The organism is bacterium endosymbiont of Pedicinus badii (assembly GCF_002075085.1).
Lineage (GTDB): Bacteria > Pseudomonadota > Gammaproteobacteria > Enterobacterales > Enterobacteriaceae > PRUG.
Genome location: NZ_LKAS01000002.1, coordinates 213410 through 233401, shown reverse-complemented (window position 1 = coordinate 233401; position 19992 = coordinate 213410). Strand labels below are relative to the sequence as shown.

At 24.9% G+C, this 19992-nt stretch carries 20 protein-coding genes, 2 tRNA genes and 1 pseudogene; 2 read left to right on the top strand and 21 right to left on the bottom strand.

The window, feature by feature from the left end; translation table 11 throughout:
- Window positions 1-16: 16 nt before the first annotated feature.
- The 18 genes and pseudogenes from dnaK to rplU form a co-directional block, all read right to left on the bottom strand.
- Entirely contained in the window at window positions 17-1933 is a 1917-nt protein-coding gene (gene dnaK / locus AOQ89_RS02635; RefSeq protein ID WP_080873203.1) for a molecular chaperone DnaK, read from the bottom strand.
- Window positions 1934-2062: 129 nt separating this feature from the next.
- Window positions 2063-4162, bottom strand: a complete 2100-nt coding sequence (gene pnp / locus AOQ89_RS02630; RefSeq protein WP_080873201.1) for a polyribonucleotide nucleotidyltransferase — start codon at window positions 4160-4162, stop codon at window positions 2063-2065.
- 63 nt (window positions 4163-4225) lie between these two features.
- Window positions 4226-4480, bottom strand: coding sequence for a 30S ribosomal protein S15 (gene rpsO, locus AOQ89_RS02625; RefSeq protein ID WP_080873200.1), 255 nt, complete (start codon window positions 4478-4480; stop codon window positions 4226-4228).
- A gap of 15 nt (window positions 4481-4495) precedes the next feature.
- Window positions 4496-5440 (bottom strand): tRNA pseudouridine(55) synthase TruB, encoded by a 945-nt coding sequence (truB, locus tag AOQ89_RS02620; protein WP_195909769.1) that lies wholly within the window; start codon window positions 5438-5440, stop codon window positions 4496-4498.
- Window positions 5441-5444: 4 nt separating this feature from the next.
- Window positions 5445-5774: a 30S ribosome-binding factor RbfA gene (gene rbfA / locus AOQ89_RS02615; protein WP_080873196.1), complete on the bottom strand. Its 330-nt coding sequence runs from the start codon at window positions 5772-5774 to the stop codon at window positions 5445-5447.
- A gap of 18 nt (window positions 5775-5792) precedes the next feature.
- The gene (infB, locus tag AOQ89_RS02610) at window positions 5793-8144 is read right to left on the bottom strand and encodes a translation initiation factor IF-2 (RefSeq protein ID WP_080873194.1); all 2352 of its coding nucleotides are present in this window, start codon (window positions 8142-8144) and stop codon (window positions 5793-5795) included.
- 28 nt (window positions 8145-8172) lie between these two features.
- On the bottom strand, window positions 8173-9678 hold the full coding sequence (gene nusA / locus AOQ89_RS02605; RefSeq protein ID WP_080873192.1) for a transcription termination factor NusA: 1506 nt from the start codon (window positions 9676-9678) through the stop codon (window positions 8173-8175).
- Window positions 9679-9824: 146 nt separating this feature from the next.
- Window positions 9825-9901: transfer RNA gene (locus AOQ89_RS02600), tRNA-Met, on the bottom strand.
- 6 nt (window positions 9902-9907) lie between these two features.
- Window positions 9908-9991: transfer RNA gene (locus AOQ89_RS02595), tRNA-Leu, on the bottom strand.
- A 14-nt stretch (window positions 9992-10005) separates the two neighbouring features.
- On the bottom strand, window positions 10006-10293 hold the full coding sequence (gene secG, locus AOQ89_RS02590; RefSeq protein WP_080873190.1) for a preprotein translocase subunit SecG: 288 nt from the start codon (window positions 10291-10293) through the stop codon (window positions 10006-10008).
- A gap of 67 nt (window positions 10294-10360) precedes the next feature.
- Window positions 10361-11701, bottom strand: a complete 1341-nt coding sequence (gene glmM / locus AOQ89_RS02585; RefSeq protein ID WP_080873364.1) for a phosphoglucosamine mutase — start codon at window positions 11699-11701, stop codon at window positions 10361-10363.
- A complete protein-coding gene (gene folP, locus AOQ89_RS02580; protein WP_080873189.1) occupies window positions 11688-12512 on the bottom strand; it encodes a dihydropteroate synthase in 825 nt (274 codons plus the stop codon). The genes glmM and folP overlap by 14 nt, the downstream gene beginning before the upstream one ends.
- A gap of 13 nt (window positions 12513-12525) precedes the next feature.
- A pseudogene (ftsH, locus tag AOQ89_RS02575) lies at window positions 12526-14325 on the bottom strand (ATP-dependent zinc metalloprotease FtsH); the annotation flags it as partial.
- Between the two features lie 43 nt (window positions 14326-14368).
- Window positions 14369-14953 carry an SAM-dependent methyltransferase gene (locus AOQ89_RS02570; RefSeq protein WP_080873187.1) on the bottom strand — a complete coding sequence of 195 codons (585 nt, stop codon included), beginning with the start codon at window positions 14951-14953 and terminating at the stop codon, window positions 14369-14371.
- 12 nt (window positions 14954-14965) lie between these two features.
- On the bottom strand, window positions 14966-15442 hold the full coding sequence (gene greA / locus AOQ89_RS02565; protein WP_080873184.1) for a transcription elongation factor GreA: 477 nt from the start codon (window positions 15440-15442) through the stop codon (window positions 14966-14968).
- A gap of 119 nt (window positions 15443-15561) precedes the next feature.
- A complete protein-coding gene (gene cgtA, locus AOQ89_RS02560; RefSeq protein WP_080873182.1) occupies window positions 15562-16608 on the bottom strand; it encodes an Obg family GTPase CgtA in 1047 nt (348 codons plus the stop codon).
- Window positions 16609-16614: 6 nt separating this feature from the next.
- On the bottom strand, window positions 16615-16872 hold the full coding sequence (gene rpmA, locus AOQ89_RS02555; RefSeq protein WP_080873180.1) for a 50S ribosomal protein L27: 258 nt from the start codon (window positions 16870-16872) through the stop codon (window positions 16615-16617).
- A 26-nt stretch (window positions 16873-16898) separates the two neighbouring features.
- Window positions 16899-17216 carry a 50S ribosomal protein L21 gene (gene rplU / locus AOQ89_RS02550; RefSeq protein WP_080873178.1) on the bottom strand — a complete coding sequence of 106 codons (318 nt, stop codon included), beginning with the start codon at window positions 17214-17216 and terminating at the stop codon, window positions 16899-16901.
- Window positions 17217-17304: 88 nt separating this feature from the next.
- Here rplU and AOQ89_RS02545 point away from each other — a divergent pair, with 88 nt between their 5' ends.
- Both AOQ89_RS02545 and ppa read left to right on the top strand, forming a co-directional pair.
- Window positions 17305-18273: a polyprenyl synthetase family protein gene (locus tag AOQ89_RS02545; RefSeq protein WP_080873176.1), complete on the top strand. Its 969-nt coding sequence runs from the start codon at window positions 17305-17307 to the stop codon at window positions 18271-18273.
- 61 nt (window positions 18274-18334) lie between these two features.
- Window positions 18335-18868 carry an inorganic diphosphatase gene (ppa, locus tag AOQ89_RS02540; protein WP_080873174.1) on the top strand — a complete coding sequence of 178 codons (534 nt, stop codon included), beginning with the start codon at window positions 18335-18337 and terminating at the stop codon, window positions 18866-18868.
- Between the two features lies 1 nt (window position 18869).
- Here the strand turns inward: ppa and rplI are convergent, their stop codons facing one another.
- The 3 genes from rplI to rpsF are packed head-to-tail and all read right to left on the bottom strand — an operon-like array spanning window position 18870 to window position 19938.
- Window positions 18870-19328, bottom strand: coding sequence for a 50S ribosomal protein L9 (gene rplI / locus AOQ89_RS02535; RefSeq protein ID WP_080873172.1), 459 nt, complete (start codon window positions 19326-19328; stop codon window positions 18870-18872).
- A 1-nt stretch (window position 19329) separates the two neighbouring features.
- Complete coding sequence (gene rpsR, locus AOQ89_RS02530) at window positions 19330-19557, bottom strand: 30S ribosomal protein S18 (RefSeq protein WP_080873167.1); 228 nt, start codon at window positions 19555-19557, stop codon at window positions 19330-19332.
- Window positions 19558-19575: 18 nt separating this feature from the next.
- On the bottom strand, window positions 19576-19938 hold the full coding sequence (gene rpsF, locus AOQ89_RS02525) for a 30S ribosomal protein S6 (protein ID WP_243469335.1): 363 nt from the start codon (window positions 19936-19938) through the stop codon (window positions 19576-19578).
- Window positions 19939-19992 lie beyond the last annotated feature (54 nt).

Genomic DNA, 19992 nt, shown 5'->3' with positions numbered 1-19992 from the left:
ATAACACAGATAAATTTTAAAAATCTTTTTTATTTTTTTCTTTTACTTCTTCAAATTCTGCATCTACTACATTTTCTTTATTATCTTTTTTTTTATTATCTGCATTCGCTCTATTTTCTTTTCCTTGATCAATTTCCATTAATTTACTAGAAACTTGTACTAATTTTTGTATATTTTGTTCTATTTCATTTTTATTTTCAGATTTAACAGAATTTTCTAAATTTTTTATACAATTCTCAATTTCAATTCTTAAATTTTGTTCTACTTTATTACCCAAATCTTGTAATTTTTTTCTTGTGCTATGTATAATATGATCTGCTTGATTTTTTATTTTTACTAATTCTTCAAAAATTTTATCTGCTTGAGCATGCATTTCTGCTTCTCTAATCATTTTATTTATTTCTTGTTCATTTAAACCAGATGACGCTTGAATTGTAATTTTTTGTTCTCTTCCACTATTTTTATCTTTTGCAGAAACGTGTAAAATTCCATCTGCATCAATATCAAAAGTTACTTCTATTTGCGGTATACCTCTCATTGCAGGAGCAATTCCATCTAAATTAAATTGTCCTAAAGATTTATTATCAGAAGATCTTTTTCTTTCTCCTTGTAGAACATGTATGGTAACAGCAGATTGGTTGTCTTCTGCAGTAGAAAAAATTTGACTATGCTTTGTAGGTATAGTGGTATTTTTAGGAATTAAAGGAGTCATAATTCCACCCATAGTTTCTATTCCTAATGATAAAGGAGTTACATCTAAAAGAAGAACATCTTTTACATCTCCAGATAATACTCCTCCTTGTACTGCAGCTCCTATTGCTACTGCTTCATCTGGATTAACATCTTTTCTTGCTTCTTTACCAAAAAATTCGGATACTTTTTTTTGTACCAATGGCATTCTAGTCTGCCCTCCTACTAATATTACATCTTTAATATCAGAAATTTTTAGTTTTGAATCTTGTAAAGCAATTTTAACAGGATTAAGAGTTCTGTTGACTAAATCTTCTACTAAAGATTCTAATTTTGCTCTAGTCACTTTTATATTCATATGTTTTGGACCACTAGAATCTGCAGTAATATACGGTAAATTTACATCTGTTTGATGAGAAGAAGAAAGCTCTATTTTTGATTTTTCTGCACATTCTTTTAATCTTTGCATAGCTAAAGGATCATTTCTCAAATCAATCATTTGTTCTTTTTTAAACTCTTCAACTAAATAATTTATAAGTCTACTGTCAAAATCTTCTCCTCCTAAATGTGTATCTCCGTTAGTTGAAAGTACTTCAAAAGTTTTTTCTCCATCTACTTCGTCTATTTCTATAATAGAAATATCAAAAGTACCTCCTCCCAAATCGTATACTGCTACTGTTCTACTTCCTTTATTTTTATCTAATCCATAAGCTAAAGCTGCTGCAGTAGGTTCATTAATAATTCTTTTAACATCAAGTCCAGCTATTTTTCCTGCATCTTTTGTAGCTTGTCTTTGTGCATCATTGAAGTATGCAGGAACTGTAATAACAGCTTCTTTAACAGAATATCCTAGATAATCTTCTGCTGTTTTTTTCATTTTTTTTAAAATTTCTGCAGATATTTGAGGAGGAGCTATTTTTTTATTGTCTATTTTTACCCAAGCATCTCCATTTTTAGAAGCTATTATTTTATAAGGCATAATATTGACATCTTTTTGTACTTCTTGATCTAAAAATTTTCTTCCTATTAATCTTTTAATAGCAAATAGAGTATTTTTAGGATTTGTAACAGATTGTCTTTTGGCAGGTTGTCCAACTAGAATTTCTTTTTCTTTTGTATAAGCAACCATGGAAGGTGTGGTTCTATCTCCTTCACTATTTTCTAAAACTTTCGGTTTTCCCCCTTCTACTATAGCAATACAAGAATTTGTTGTTCCTAAATCAATTCCAATAATTTTTCCCATAAAATCTCCTAAAATTCAATTGTATTACAAATTATCAAATTCTTAATTTATAATCTTATAATAAGCAAAATGGGGGCTGGATATTTTCTATCAAGAGGAAAAAAAAAAAATAATGCTATAAAAAAAAATTTAAGTAGTTTTATAAATTTTTTTTACTTCTTTCATACTCAATCTAATTTTTCCTTTTTTATCAATTCCTATAACTTTTACTAAAACTTTTTGTCCAACTTTTAAAAAATCTTTGACTTTTTTAATTCTTTTTTCGGAAATATGTGAAATATGTACTAAACCTTCCTTTCCATTAGGAAGATGAATAAATGCTCCAAAATCTAATATATTTGATATTTTCCCATGATAAATTTTTCCTAATTCTATTTTTTTTACAATTTCCTCTATTCTTCGAACAACATATTTTGTTTTTTTTTCACTTTTTGCTGCTATTTTAACTGTTCCATCATCTTCAATTTCAATAATAGATTCTGTTTCTTCCGTAAGAGACCTAATAACTGATCCTCCTTTTCCTATTAAATCTTTTATTTTGTTTGGATGAATTTTAATTACTTTAATTCTAGGAGCAAATGTAGAAATGCTACTTTTAGGAAATTTAATAACTTTCTCCATTTCTTTAATAACTTGCATTCTAGCTTTTAATGCTGCTTGTAAAGAATTTTTTATTATATTTTTATTTATTTCAGATATTTTTGTATCCAATTGCAGTGCTGTTATTCCTTCTTTTGTTCCAGAAATTTTAAAATCCATATCTCCGAAATGATCTTCTTCTCCTAAAATATCAGTAAGTATAATAAAATTCTCTTTTTCTTTAATTAATCCTATAGAAATTCCAGCAACTAAAGATTTAATTGGTACACCTGCATCCATTAGAGCCAAAGAAGCACCGCATATAGAAGCCATTGAAGAAGAACCATTAGATTCTGTAATTTCAGATACTATTCTAATTGTGTAAGGAAAATCTTTTTCTTTCGGCATAACTGCTAAAATTCCTTTTTTTGCTAAATTTCCGTGTCCTATTTCTCTTCTTTTTGGAGAACCAAGAATTCCTATTTCTCCTACAGAATAGGGAGGAAAATTATAATGAAGAAGAAATTTTTCTACTCTTTCTTTAGTCAATTCATCTATATTCTGTGCATCTCTTTCTGTTCCTAAAGTAACAGAAACTAAAGATTGAGTTTCTCCTCTAGTAAATAAAGCAGATCCATGTACTCTAGGAAGAATATGTATTCTACTTTTTATTTTTCTTACCATATCATTTTTTCTACCATCAATTCTAGGATTTCCAACAAGTATATTTTTTCTTACAATAGATTTTTCTAATTCAAAAATTATACTTTTAATATCTTCTATTTTAGTTGTTTCGTATTTTTCCGTTATATTTTTTATAGATTCTTCTTTTATCTGACTAATCTTTTGAACTCTTATTTTTTTTTCTTTTATTTTGTATGCATTTTTTAATTTTTTTTTCGTATGATGTATAATTTCTTTTTCTACATTTTTATCGATTTCTTTTTTTTTAATATTCCATTTTGGATTTCCTATTTCTAAAACAATTTTTTCTATTTTATCAATCAAATTTTGTTGCTTTTTATATCCATAATATATGGCTTTTAAAATTTCTTTTTCTTGTAAATTTTTTGCTTCAGACTCAATCATTAGAATAGATTTTTTTGTACAAGAAATTATCATATCTAGTTTGCTGCTAGACAATTCTGAACAAGTAGGATTAAAGATCAACTTTCCTTTTCTATATCCTACTCTAGCTACACCTATAGGACCTAAAAAAGGTATGCCTGATATACTTAATGCTATTGAAGTACCAATAATTGAAACAATGTCAGGATTGATTTCCGGATTAACAGAAACAACAGTTGCTATAATTTGCACATCTTGCATAAAATCACTAGGAAATAGTGGCCTTATAGATCTATCTATTAGTCTAGAAATTAAAATTTCATTTTCACTATTTCTTCCTTCTCTTCTAAAAAACCCTCCTGGAAATCTACCAGCAGCATAGGTTCTTTCTTGATAATTTACGGTAAGTGGAAAAAAATCTTGTTTTTCTTTTTCTTCTTGGATACCTACTACTGTAATTAAAACCATAGTATCTTCCATATTGATTAGTACAGAAGAAGTAGCTTGTTTTCCTATATCTCCAATCTCTAATTGTATGTTATTTTTTCCGTATTGAAATTTATAAGTGGTAGAATTTAGCAAAATAGTCCTCTTTTAATTCGAATATTATAAATTTTAAAACAATTTTTTCTATAAAATTATAATTCATTTTCTAATTTTTAATTTTTCTGTAATTTCTGCATACTGAGAAAAATTTTTTCTTTTCAAATAATTAAGCATTTTTCTTCTTTTCGATACTATTTTTAAAAGACCCATTCTACTGTGATAATCTTTTTTATGCTTAGAAAAATGCTTTTGTAGTCTATTAATATTTTCAGTAAAAAAAGAAATTTGTACTATAGGAGATCCAGTATCTCTAGAATTTTTTCCAAATTTTAAAATAATATTTTTTTTATGCATTTTTTTTCCAAAGTATTATTCCATTATTTTATCTAATAATTGAGAAGACAATATTCTTTTTATTTTTAAAACTTGATTGCCATCTAATTTTCCTACACCAAAAAATACTTTTTCTTTTTTAAGAAATAAACTATAACAAGTAAAAAAAGAAATTTTTTTATTTTTTACAGTAATTAATTTTCCAATTCTTATAGCATTAAATTCTTCTCTTGACAGGTATAACTTAGGCAAGTGTTTCACTAGAACTTCTATTGAAAATAAAAACGAAAAATTTTTATTTGAAAAGTACTTTCCTTCATTTTTTAAGTATTCTTTAATACGAGAAAATTTTATCATATGACTTTTGTTGTAACAAGATATCGAAATTCTTCTTAAAGAACTAACATGTGCTCCACAACCAAGTTTTTTACCTATATCTCTGATAATTGATCTTATATATGTTCCTTTTGAACAACAAATTTTTAAAAAAACAATTTTTCCTTTAATTTTCAGTATCTTAATACTATATATTTTTATTTTTTTTTTTCTTATTTTAACAGGAATATTTTTCCTAGCATATTTATATAAAGGAATGCCTTTATATTTTATTGCTGAATATATAGGAGGAATTTGATCTAATTTTCCTAAAAAAAATTTTACTATTTTTTTTATCTGTTCTTTTTTTATTTTTTTTTCTTTATTGAATATAACTCTACCTGTACAATCACCAGTATCTGTTTCTACTCCTAAAATTGCAGATACTATGTATGTTTTTTTACATACTAAAAAAAAATTAGAAAATTTCGTTGCTTCTCCAAAACAAATTGGTAACATTCCTGTAGCTATTGGATCTAAAGTCCCTATGTATCCTGCTTTTTTAACTTTAAGTATTTTTTTAACTTTTTGTAAAATAGCGTTTGAAGAAAATCCAAATGGCTTATCTAAAAATAGTACTGAATTAATTTTCTGAAATTTTTTCAATTTTTTATTTAATTTTATTAAAAATTTTTATTCCTTTTAGTAAAGAATTATCATAAAAAAACGATAATTTTGGTAAAAATTTTATATTCAATTTTTGAACTAGTTTTTTTTTTACAAAATTTTTCGCATTTTTTAGAATTTTTATATTTTTTTGCACTTCTTTTTTAGAATTTTGGTACAAAAAACTGACAAACACTTTTGCTTCTAAAAGATCTTTAGAAACTACTACATCAGTTACAGTAGTCATTTTAATTCTATAATCTTGCAAATGTTGCGAAAAAATAATTGATATTTCTTTTTTTAGTATTTTTCCTATTTTACGATTTCTATACATTTTATGTAAATAAAGTTGCTATTTCTTAACAATAGATTGTACAATATCTCCTTTAAGAAATTTACTATAATTTTTTATACAAATTCCACATTCTTTTCCTTCAGAAACTTCTGTAACATCTTCTTTAAATCTTCTAATAGATTCTAGTTTACCTTCATAAATAGTTTTTTTATTTCTTACTATATTTACTAAACTTCCTTTAAGTATTCTGCCTTTTAATACTGTACATCCTGCAATTGTTCCAAATTTTTCTGTAAAAAACACATTTTTCACTTCTGCCTCTCCTAAAATTTCTTTTTTGAAGCTTGATTTTGAATCTAAACATACTATTTTTTCTAATTTTTCAATTAATTTGTATATTAATGAAAAATTATAAAGTTTAATTTTTTCTTTTTTTATCGTATTTTTTATTGAGGTACTAATTTTAGAATTGAATCCTATGAGTAAAGCATTAAAAGTAGAAGCACTTAATATATCATTCTCATTTATAGATCCTACTCCAAAGCTGACTATCTTAATTTTCGTACTAGAATTAATTTTTCTGACTGCATCTAGAACTGCTTCTAAAGATCCCTTTTTATTGCATTTAATGATTAAATTAATTACTTTTCTATCTTTTTTAAAATTAAATATACTTTCTATTCTATTTTTTTGATAAAGAGAAAATTTTTTTTCTTTATTTTTATTTTTCTGTTCTATAGAGAATTCTTTTGCTTGTTTTTCATATTTTAACGAATATAATTTATCTCCAAGATTAGGAATTCCTGATAGTCCAAAAATTTCTACTGGTATTGAAGGAAATGCTTCATTAACTATTTTTCCAGATTCATTCTTAATAGATCTTATTCTACCGTATTCTTCTCCGCATAATACTGCATCACCTATTTTTAATTTTCCTTTTGTTAGTATAATATTTGCAACAGGACCTCTACCTTGATCTAAAAAAGATTCTATTACAACTCCTTTTGCGTATCCTTCAAAGTTAGTTTTCATATTCATTAGCATAGACTGTAAAAAAATAGATTCTAACAATTTTTCAATTCCTATATTATTTTTTACAGAAATGTATACAAATTGTGTTTCTCCTCCCCAATCTTCTGATACAAATTCATATTTTGCAAGAGAAGATTTTATTTTTTCAAAATTAGAAGTAGTTTTATCTATTTTATTTATAGCAACAATAATAGGAATATGCATATTTTTTGCGTAATTTATGGATTCTATTGTTTGCGGCATAACTCCATCATCAGCAGCAATTACTAGTACAATTATATCTGTTATTTTTGTACTCCTCATTCTCATTTTTTCAAAAGCAGAATGTCCTGGAGTATCTAAAAATGTTAGTCCTCCTTTTTCTGTTTCTATATGATAAGCTCCTAAACTTTGTGTAATTCCTCCTTCTTCTTGGAAACAAACTTTGCTTTTTCTAATTGAGTCTAGTAAAGAAGTTTTTCCGTGATCTACATGACCCATAATAGAAATAATTGGAGATCTTTTTTTAAAGCTTTTCTTTTCTGTCTTTTCTTGCTGTAAAATAATGTTTTTTAGTGTACTTTTTTCTAATAGAATTGCTTTATGTCCAAATTCTTCCACAATTAATTGAGCCATTTCTTGATCTAAATTTTTTTTTGTATCTGATTGTATTCCTAATTCTGATAAAAAATTGATAACATTAGCACTTTTTGTAGATAATTTGTTGGAAAGTTCAAAAACGGAAATACTATCTCCAATAGCTATCGTTTTCTTATTTGTTTTTGTAAATCTTTGAATTTGATTTTTTTTATCTACTAAATCTATTTTTCTTTTTAAATTTTTTTTGTATATTGAGTCTTTTTTATTTTTTTTTTGTACAAAAAGATTTGTATTATTTTTTTTGTATTTTTTATTTTTTTCTTTTATATTTAAAAACCTTTGACTATTTTTCCTATTCTTATCCGTTTGAGTATGAGAATTCTTTTTATCGGTAAAAAAAGATTTTTTCTGTTTTGCAGAAAAAATTTTTCTATTTTTATTTATACTGTCTTTTTTTGGATTATATGCAGTATTTACATGAATTTGACATTTTTCATTTTTATTTTTTTCTTTTTTTTTAGTAGCATTAATTTTTTTAAGAATTTCTTTATCTTTTTTTTGATTTATTTCTTTTTTTGTAAGATTTACTTTATTTATTTGCAAATTTTTTATATATGTTCTTTTCTGTTTAATTTCTAATTTAATGAATCTAGTTTTTCCAGAATTATAAGGAACATTGATAGTGCTTTTTTTAGTTCTTTTCAAAACTAGTTTATTTGGAAGAATATTAGAATTTTGATCTTCTTGAAAGTTAGCAATTTTTCCTTTATATTGATTTTTTTCTTTTTCTTTTTTCATATTCTTATTGAAAAATATTATAGAAATTTTAATTTTTTTTACTTATTTTCGATTGATTAAACCAACAAATATTTCTAGCTTCCATAATTATATCACCTGCTCTTCTCTTACTTAATCCTTCAATATCTACTAATTCATCTATACTTTGTTCTGCTAGTTTTTCGATATTATAAATTTTTTTCTTTATTAGTTGCTTTATAATTTCTTTTTTAATTTCTGGAATTTTAGAAAAATTTTTAAAAATTTTTTTATTTGCTTTTTTTTCTTTTTCTTTTCTAATATACCATTCATACAAAGTTTTCTTAGCAGACTCTCTAATTTTTTGTAAAATTTTTTGTTCTATATTTTTAATTATAAACAATTCTTCTTTTGGAACATAAGCTATTTCTTCTAAAGAAGAAAAACCAGAACTTATTAAAATTTTAGCAATATTTTTTTCTATATTAAGGTATTTTACAAATTTATCCGAAATTTTTTTTTCCTCTTCATATTTTTTTCTTTTTAAACCTTCTATAGTCATGACGCTAATATCCCAACCTACTAGTTGAGAAGTAAGTTTTATATTTTGTCCATTTTTTCCTATTGCTTGAGCTAAACTATTTTCTTCTACTGATATATCTATAGTTTTTCTATCTTCATCTATAATTATTGAATGAATTTCAATAGGAGATATAGCATTTATCACAAATTGTGCAGGATTACTATCCCATAAGACTATATCTATTTTCTCTCCAGAAAGTTCTCCTGATACTGCTTGCACTCTAGCTCCTCTCATTCCTATACATGCTCCAATAGGATCTATTCTTTTATCGTTGGTTTTTACTGCAATTTTAGCTCTTGAACCAGGATCTCTAGCAGCAGACTTAATTTCTATAATTTCTTCTCCTATTTCCGGAACTTCTATACGAAATAATTCTATTAGCATTTCTATTTTTGATCTACTAATAAACAATTGTTCAGAATTATTTTCTTTTTTTAGTATGTACAAAATTCCTCTTATTCTATCTCCTATACGAAAATTTTCTTTAGGTATTGTATCTTCCCTTCCTATCAAAGCTTCTGCATTATTTCCTAATTCCACATATATGTATTCTCTAGTAATTTTTTTTATTATTCCAGCTACGATTTCTCCTGCATATTTTTTAAATTTATTAATTATGGTTTCTCTTTCTGCTTCTCTAACTTTTTGTACGATTACTTGTTTTGCTATTTGTGTTACTATTCTGTCGAATTTAGCAGATTGTATTTTTTTTTCTACGTACTCCCCAATTTTTTTTTTTAAAAATTGATTTTTTACTTCTTCTATAGAAATTTCTTTATTCTTTGATTTTACCTTATCTACTACAAGCAATTTTTTATAAGTAATAAAACTTCCAGATTTTCTATCAATACTTACTTTAATATCTGATTCTGTATTAAATTTCTTTCTAGTAGCTACAGAAAGAGCAATTTCTAATGCTTCAAAAATTTTTTCTTTATCGATAGATTTTTCATTAGAAACAGATTCTATAACCGATAAAACTTCTTTGTTCATTTTGCCTTTCCTTTAGAAAAAATAAATTTAAAAACAAAAATTCTAAACATTTTAAGAAGTATAAAAATTTTTGTGTCGATATTTTGAAAATACAAGATTTACTATATTAAGAAAAGAATTTTTTTGAAATAAAATAACAAGATCCATGGTTGCGGAGGTTGGATTTGAACCAACGACCTTCGGGTTATGAGCCCGACGAGCTACCAAACTGCTCCACTCCGCGGCATTTTACCGAGAACGGGATTTGAACCCGTAAGCCAAAAAGGCACTACCACCTCAAAGTAGCGTGTCTACCATTTTCCACCACCCCGGCAATTTTACAAAATACTATTTTTTATTAGTGATACTTTTTTCTAAATTTTTCCAATTTTTCTCTTTATTTATTTTTTTACTGTTTAGATTACTTAAAATAAGGCTACTAAAAAAAAACAGAAATGCTAGTACAGATATCAACTTTACTAAAAAAGTATCCAAACTACTCGAAGAAAATAAACTCTTCTGTGAACTTTGTAAAAAAGAAGATTTTATACTAGAATTTTTATTTTCTTGCATCATAATCAAAATAATTAAAATAAATGCATTAAAAAAGAAAAAAAACAAAAAAAATTTATACATAAAAATTTGAGGTTATACGGTATAACAAAAGTTATTTTAACTAAATTTTTTACTATAATCAAGGATTTTAGATTATAAAATGTTCTTTTATAAACTTTGATATTAGTTCAGAAGAGATTTTAGTATTTTTCTTACTTTTTCCTTCTACCATAATTCTTATATACGGCTCAGTTCCGGAATTTCTTACAACTACTCTTATATCAGAAAACTTTTTTTTAATCATTTCTTTAATTTTTTTAATTGTTTTTAAATTCAAAATTTTTTTGTTTTTTTTGAAATTTAAATTTACATTAACTTGAGGGAATAGATTTATTTCCTTAGATAAATCGTACAGTGTTTTTTCGTTTCGAATCATAATTGAAAGAATAGCTAATGTTGTTATAATTCCATCTCCAGTAGTAGTCTTATCTAATAGAATAACATGTCCAGAATTTTCTGCTCCAAACTTCCATCCCATATTTTGCATTTTTTCTAAAACATATCTATCTCCTACTTTACTCCTTACAAAAGGAACACCTATTTTTTTAAAAGCACATTCTAATCCCATATTACTCATAATTGTTCCTACTACTCCTCCAGAAAGTTTTCTTTTCCTTATTTTTTCTTTTGCTATAATGTACAGAATTTTATCTCCATCAACTTTATTTCCAAATTGATCCACCATAATAGTTCTATCTCCATCACCGTCATATGCAATTCCTAAATTTGCATTTTCTAAAACAACTTTTTTTTTTAAATTTTTTATATCTGTGGATCCGCAATTTTTATTTATATTGATTCCATTAGGCTGGCATCCAATTTTAACTACTTTAGCACCTAACTCTTCAAATACGTTTGGAGCTATATGATAAGTAGATCCATTAGCACAATCTACTACCATTTTTATTCCTTTTAAATTCAACTCATTTGGAAATGTTCCTTTACAAAACTCTATGTATCTACCTACTGCATCTAAAATTCTACTAGACTTTCCTAATTTTTTAGTATTCGTATACTTTATAGATTGAGAAAAAATTTTTTCTATATAACGTTCAGTTTTATCAGAAATTTTTTTTCCTTCTGTAGAAAATATTTTAATACCATTATCGTAAAAAGGATTATGAGAAGCAGATATTACAATTCCTGCTTCAGCTCTGAATGTTCTTGTTAGATATGCAATTGCTGGTGTAGGCATAGGTCCTGTAAAAGATACAGAAATTCCTGCTGAAGATAATCCAGCTTCTAAAGCTGATTCTAGCATATATCCAGAAATTCTCGTGTCTTTTCCTATAATAATTCTTTTAGATCCACTTTTTGAAAAAAATTTTCCTATAGCCCATCCTAATTTTAAAAAAAAATCCGGAGTTATGGGGTATTTACCAACTATTCCTCTAATTCCATCTGTACCAAAATACCTATTTTTTTGCATTTTTCTCTTTAATCTTTTTGATAGTATGAACAATTTTAATAGATTCTACAGTTTCTTTCACATCGTGTGTACGGATTATATTAGCATTTTGTAGAGATGCAATAATTGCACATGATAAACTTCCAAATAGTCTATTTTCCACAGATTTTTTAACAATTTTACCTACCATAGATTTTCTAGAAATTCCAATAAGAATAGGAACTTTAAAAAAATCTAAAAAATGCAAATTTGATAAAATTTGATAGTTTTGTAATAAAGTTTTTTTGAAACCAAATCCAGGATCTATGATTATGTTCTTTTTTTTAATTCCGTATTTTTTACAAAAAAATATTTTTTCTACAAAAAAATTTTTTACTTCCTCAAAAATATTAGAGTTTTTTTTTATTTTCTTATTATGTACTATACAAATTGGAAAACCGAACTTATTAGCTAAATTTAAGGATTCTTTTTTAGAAAAAGAATGTACGTCATTAATCATATCGATCAAATTAGAACAATTTTTTACTACTTCGTATCTAAAAGTATCTAGAGAAATAAAAACATCAAATCTTTTTCTTATAGCAGAAATAATAGGATAAACTCTTTCTATTTCTTCTTCTGAAGATATTTTTTTATATCCAGGTCTTGTAGATTGGCCTCCTACATCTATAATTTTTGCTCCTTCGTATATCATTTTTCTTGCTTTGTCTATTGCTTTAGAAACTTTATTGTACTTATTTCCATCAAAAAAAGAATCTGGAGTAGCATTTAGTATTCCCATAATTATGGTATTTTTTAAATTAATTATTTTTTTTCTAGAAGTTATTTTCATACTAAGAAGTTTCTATCTTTTCTCTGTTCATAATATTTTTTATTTGTTTTGCATTTAAAGTCTCATGCTTAATGAGCGCATTTTTCATATCATGTAGAATATCTATATTTTTAATTAAAATATCGTATGCTCTTTTATAATTTCTTTCTATAATTAGTTTAACTTCTTGATCTATAATTCTAGCAGTTTCATCGGACATATACTTAACTTTTGAAACTGATTTTCCTAAAAATACTTCTCCTTCTTCATCTGAGTACAGTAAAGGGCCTAATTTTTCAGAAAACCCCCATTGTGTAACCATATTTCTTGCAATGGTAGTAGCTACTTTTATATCATTTGCAGCTCCAGTAGATACTTTTTTAGGTCCATATATAATTTCTTCTGCTAATCTTCCTCCATAAAGAGTAGATATTTGACTTTCTAATTTTTCTCTATTAATACTTAAAATATCTCCTTTAGGTAAAAAAAATGTAATTCCTAAAGCTCTTCCTCTTGGTATAATAGTAACTTTATGTAAAGGATCATGTTCAGGAACTAATTGTCCTATAATAGCATGACCTGCTTCATGATAAGCTGTAGATTCTTTTTGAATATCTGTCATTACCATAGATCTTCTTTCAGATCCCATCATAATTTTGTCTTTAGCTTTTTCAAATTCTTCTGTAGAAACAGAATTTTTATTTTCCTTTGCTGCAAATAGAGCTGCTTCGTTCACTAAATTAGATAAATCAGCTCCGGAAAATCCTGGAGTACCTCTAGCAATAATAGAAATATCTATATCTGAACTCAAAGGAACTTTTTTGGTATGTATTTTAAGTATTTCTTCTCTTCCTTTCACATCAGGAAGTTCAACCACTACTTGTCTATCAAATCTACCTGGTCGAAGTAGAGCTGGATCTAAAACATCTGGTCTATTTGTAGCTGCAATTACTATTATTCCTTCTTTTCCTTCAAATCCATCCATTTCTACGAGCATTTGATTTAATGTTTGTTCTCTTTCATCATGACCTCCTCCTAATCCTGCTCCTCTCTGTCTTCCTACTGCATCGATTTCATCAATAAAAATTATACAAGGAGCGGTTTTTTTAGCTTGTTCGAACATATCTCGTACTCTAGAAGCTCCAACACCAACAAACATTTCAACAAAATCAGATCCAGAAATTGTAAAAAAAGGAGTTTTTGCTTCTCCCGCTATTGCTTTCGCTAAAAGTGTTTTTCCTGTACCAGGTGGTCCAACCATTAGTATACCTTTAGGAATTTTTCCTCCCAGTTTTTGAAATTTTTTTGGTTCTTTTAAGTAGTCCACTAACTCTTTAACTTCTTCTTTCGCTTCATCGCATCCAGCTACATCTAAAAATGTAGTTTTTATTTGTTCACTAGTAAGCATCCTCGCTTTACTTTTTCCAAAAGACATTGCTCCTTTTCCCCCGCCTTGCATTTGTCTCATAAAGAATATCCATACTCCTATTAGGAGAAGAATAGGAAACCAAGATATAAATATTGAAGTTAAGATACTAGGTTCTTCTTGTGGTTGTCCAATAATCTTGACATTTTTTGATAATAAAATTTCTAGCAACTTGACGTCATTAATAGGAATATAAGTAATGTATCTATTACTATCTTTTTTTACTACAGAAATTTCTCTTCCATTAATTTTCACTTCTCTTATTTGATCTTGATTAAGTTCGTATATAAAAGTAGAATAGTCTATTTTTCTTTTACTGTATTCTCCAGGTCCAAAATTTTGAAAAATAGACATTAATACTGCAGCAATAATAAGCCAAAGAACTAAATTCTTAACTATGTCACTCAAATTATTTTTCCTCTTATAATCAAATATTTTTTGTAGTGATAATTTATTTTTTTTTGTATCCTTTTGCAATAATATAGGATTCTTTAGAACTTTTTTTAGAGTAATTTGGTTTTTCTATTTTTATAAATCTAAAAAAAGAACTGATTTTTTTTAAATTTTTTATCATATCTTTTCCATAAAAAAATTTAAATAGTAAATTTCCATCCTTCAATAAAAATTTTTCACATATATCTAAAATATTCCTAATTAAAGAAAAAAAATTGGGAATATCTATCTCAGAAAATCCGCTTATGTTTGGACACATATCAGAAAAAATAGCATTTACTTTTTGATTTTTTATCTTCTGGAACAATTTATTTTTTGTTTCGTATTTTAAAATATCTCCCAAAATAAAGTCTGTTTTTTCTATAGGATCCATAGGTAATATATCACAACAGAAAATTTTTCCATTTCTTATCTTTTTTGATATGTATTGCGACCATCCACCTGGAGAAGATCCTAAATCGATTACTCTAAAATTAGATTCAATTAAAGAGTATTTTTTGTCCATTTCTTCAATCTTATAAAAAGATCTAGAACGAATTTTTTGTTGGAAAACATCTATTTTTTTAGGTGATTTTTTTTTCATTAAACAAAATTTTTATATGTATTGAACTTTTAAAATTTTGTATTTTGCTATTCCTCTAGGTGTATCTATATAAGCAATTTCTTTTTCTTTTTTCCCTACCAGTCCTCTAGCTATAGGAGAACTAATGGAAATTAGTTTTTTTTTTAGATCCGCTTCATCTTCTCCAACAATTTTATAAGATATCTTACTTTTAGTTTTTAAATTTATTAGACTGACAGTTGATCCAAATACTACTTTTTTACTAGGTGTAATTTTAGTAATATCTATAATTTGTGCATAAGACAATTTAGATTCTATCTCTTTTATTCTTCCTTCACAAAAACTTTGCTGCTCTCTAGCAGCATGATATTCTGCATTTTCTTTTAAATCACCATGAGATCTAGCTTCAGAAATAGCTTTTGTAATTTTTGGTCTTTCAATATTTTTTAAGTATTCTAACTCTTTTTTAAGCTTTTTTGCTCCTTCTAAAGTCATAGGAAACTGATTCATATAATAAATTCCTATTTTATTCAGTACAAAATTATTAAGTATGATGAATTTTATTCATTATATTATAAATACAATAGTCGTATTGTCTAGACACAAAATTTCTAATTAGTTTTTTTATTTTAGTTCCAAAAAAAACTTTTTTTTATTTCTTCTTCTATTTTATAAGAATTGCTATTTTTTTCTTTTCTTATTATATTACTAAGAAAAAATTTAATTTTTTGTATTCCTGTATTTTTTCTAGTGGAAGTAAAATAAACTTTTTTGCAAAAATATTTTGTTTTTATTGAATGCACAAACTTTTCTATATTTTTTTTTTTTGATATAGTATCAATTTTATTAACAACCACTATAAATTTTTTATAAAATACTTTTTTATTAGATTTTCGTATTTCTTTTCTAATAGTTAAAAAATCTTTATACCATGTGGAAAATTCTTTAGATCCATCTAGTATATACACTAAAAATTTGCATCTTTCTAAATGCTTAACAAATTTTATACCTAATCCAAAACCAGAACTTGAATTTTTTTCTATACCTGGAGTATCAAGCAAACTGAAGATTTTTCTTTTTTTTTCAAAACATATTCCAATTTTGGGATATAGAGTTGTGTAAGGATAATTATCTATTTTTGTTTTTACAGAAGAAATTTTTTCAAATAAGGAAGATTTTCCAGAATTCGTCTTACCAACTATTCCTATATCTACTGGAATAAAAAAACTTAAAAGTATTTTTTTTTTGATTCCTTTTTTCCCAAAAGTTTTATAAATTTCAGTTTTTTTTTTAGATCTAAAAAAATAATTTCCTAAACCTCCTCTACCTCCTTGCAATAATTTTATAGAAAATTTATTTTCCATGATATCAAATATACATTCTTTAGTTTCAAAATCAAAAATTTTTGTTCCTAAAGGAACATCTAAAAATAAATCTTTTCCTTTTCTTCCTGTGCAATTATTTTTTTTTCCATTTTCTCCATTTTCTGAAGATAGAATATTTTTATGTTTGTATTTTATAAGAGAATTCATACTAGCATTGCAACAAATCCATACGTCACCTCCTTTTCCTCCATTACCTCCATCTGGATACTTTTTTTTTTTTTTATAACTTATTTTACCATTACCACCGTTTCCTGATCGTATTGATATTAGTACTTCATCTAAAAATTTCATACTGTTCTATTCTTTTATTTTTAAAACATTTATATATTTTTTGTTTCCTTTTTTTGTAAAAAACACTTTTCCATAAATTTTTGAAAAAATTGTATAGTCTTTTCCACAACCTACATTTATTCCAGGAAGAAATTTTGTTCCTCTTTGTCTTACAATAATATTTCCTGATTTTATTAATTGTCCAGAAAAACATTTTATTCCTAATCTCTTTCCTATCGAATCTCTTCCATTTCTTGTTGATCCTCCAGCTTTCTTTTGTGCCATAAATTATTTTCTATTCCTATTTAAAATTAAATAAAGTTTTCTATTTTTATAAGTGTAAATTTTTGTCTATATCCCATTTTTTTTTTAAAGTGCTTTCTTCTTTTGAATTTCAAAATTATAATTTTTTTTTCTTTTCCTATTTTTAGGACTTTAGCAAAAATCTTTTTATTTAAGTAAGGATTTCCTATTTCAATATCTTTATTTATTGAAAAAAACAAAACTTTTTTAAAGACTATTTTTTCTCCTATTTCTCCAATAATTTTATTTATTTTTATTTTTTCTCCTATACAACATCGATACTGCTGATTTTTGTATTCAAATATTACGTATATTGAATTTTTCATTTTTTATAAATAAAAATTTTACTTTTAATTTCTTTTTTGTTTTATATTCTAATTACTTTATCAAAAAAAAAAAAAAAAATAAATGACCATGAAATTTATAGAAATTTTAAAATTAGTTCAAAAAGATATAGATAAAGTAGACTATGTAATGAGAAAATATATGAAGTCTAATATACCTCTTATTAGTAAAGTAAGTAGGTATATAATAAATACACAAGGAAAAAAAATTCGTCCTATTATAATATTACTACTAGCAAAAATTTTTCAGTACAAAGGAAACGAGCATATTAAATTAGCTGCTTTAGTAGAATTTATACACACAGCCACTTTAATACATGACGACATTATAGATCACTCTAGTTTTAGAAGAGGAAAAGAAACAGTAAATAAAATTTTTGGCACTTCAATTGGAATTTTAATAGGAGACTTAATATACACGAAAGCATTTCAAATAATCTATTCTATAAAATCTCTTAAAATACTAAAATTGATTTCCGATGCAGCTTTTAATATTGTAGAAGGAGAGATTCTACAAATTGAGAATTATAAAAATTTAGATATTACAGTACAAAATTACATAAAGATAGTATACAAAAAAACAGCTTGCTTGTTTGAAGTATGCTCTCAATCTGTAAAAATTTTTAGAAAGATCGACAAAAAACAAAACAAAAATTTGAAAAATTATGGAAAAAATTTAGGGATAGCTTTTCAAATTATCGATGATCTTTCTGATTATTTTTCTACAAAAAAAGTACTAGGAAAACAAATAGGAAATGATTTTATAGAAGGAAAAATTACTCTTCCATTGATTCATTGTATAAAAAATTGCAATATGAAACAGTTTCATACAATAAAAAAATCCATGCAAAATAAAAAAAAAAACTTCTTATACGAAATTACTAGTATTATGAAAGAACATAATTCTTTCGAATTTACAAAAAACTTTGCTAAAAAAAAAGTACAATTAGCTACAAAAAATTTGAACTTTCTACCAAATTCTGTATATAAAAAAGCACTTAAAAGTTTAGGAAAATATATTTTAGATAAAAACTTTTAATTTTTTGAAATTACTTAAATAATACTATAAAATAAATAAAATATTTCTAAAAAAAAATACCATGAATTTCTCTAATGTTCCAATAGGAAAAAAATTTCCAGAAAATATTTATGTAACTATCGAGATTTCTTCTCATTCTAATTATTCTGTGAAATACGAAATAGACAAGAAAAAAAACATAATATTTGTAGATAGATTTCTTTCTACATCTATGACATATCCTTATAACTATGGATATATTAATGGAACAAAATCCAATGATGGAGATCCTTTAGATGCATTAGTTATAACACACTATCCTATACTAGTAGGATCTGTCATCTTATCAAAGCCAATAGGAGTACTAAAAACTGAAGATGAATCTGGTATGGATTCTAAGATTATATCTGTTCCAAATAAAAAAATTACTCAAGATTACCAAAATATTAATGATATTTATGATTTACCTAAATCTGTTTTAGAAAAAATACTTCACTTTTTTCAACATTATAAAGATTTAGAAAAAAATAAATGGAGTAAAATACATGGATGGAATGGAAGAAAAAGTGCTAAAAAAGAAATATTATTAGCATTTCAAAGAAATAAAAAAAAATAATTTAATATTTTTTAGGTAGTACACAAATAATGATATCATACTGAAAATTTTTATAAAATTGAAATTTTACCTTATGTATTCCTAATTTTTTAATAGGATTATTTAATATAATTTCTTTTTTTTCTATAAAATCAGACTTATACAAATTTTTTAAATACTGTAAAATTTCTTTTTTTCCTATTGATCCAAATATTTTATTATCTTTTTTAATTCTTGAAAAAATAATGATATTACTAAATTTACTTATCAAATTAATTTTCTTTCTAGAATTTTGAATTAATTTTTTTTCTTGTATTATAAGATCTTCTTTTTTTCTACTAAAAAAATCTAAATTTTTTTTATTGGCTAAAAGAGCTTTTTTATAGGGAATTAAAAAATTTCTTGCAAATCCTGATTTTACTCTAACTATTTCTCCAGAATTTCCTAAATTTGCTATTTTTTTTAATAAAATTACTTTCATTTCAATGATGTTGATCCGTATATGGTAAAAGTGATAAAAATCTTGCTTTTTTTATAGCATTAGAAAGTTTTCTTTGAAACTTTGATTTTGTTCCTGTTATCCTACTTGGAATTATTTTTCCGCTTTCTGTAATATAATTTTTTAACAAATTTATATCTTTATAATCAATTTCTTTAATTTTTTCTATCGTAAAACGACAAAATTTTTTTCTTCTATAAAATTTTTGCATAAATTTTCTTTCATATTTTTAAGTAGTATTTTGTTCTTTTTTCTCTTCTTTTATTTTTAAAATAGGAGAAATTCCTTTTGTAAATTTTTTATTTTTTATTATTATATTCCTTATAATACAAGAATCCATTTTTAACATTTTTTTTATTTTTAAAATTGTATTTTTTTCTTTAATTTCAAAATTCATTAAAATATAATGAGCTTTCTTAAGATTATTAATTGAGTACGCTAATTGTCTTCTATTCCAATCTTCTTTTCTATGTATTTTTCCATTATTTGTTAAAATAAATTTTTCGTATTTATCTAATATTTTTGAAATTTTGCTACTATAATCTGGATGTACCATAAATACTAGTTCATAGTGATACATTCTATTTTCCAAAAAATTTTCTTTTTTTGGATTATATTTGATTTTCTATTTTTTTGCAAAATTTTA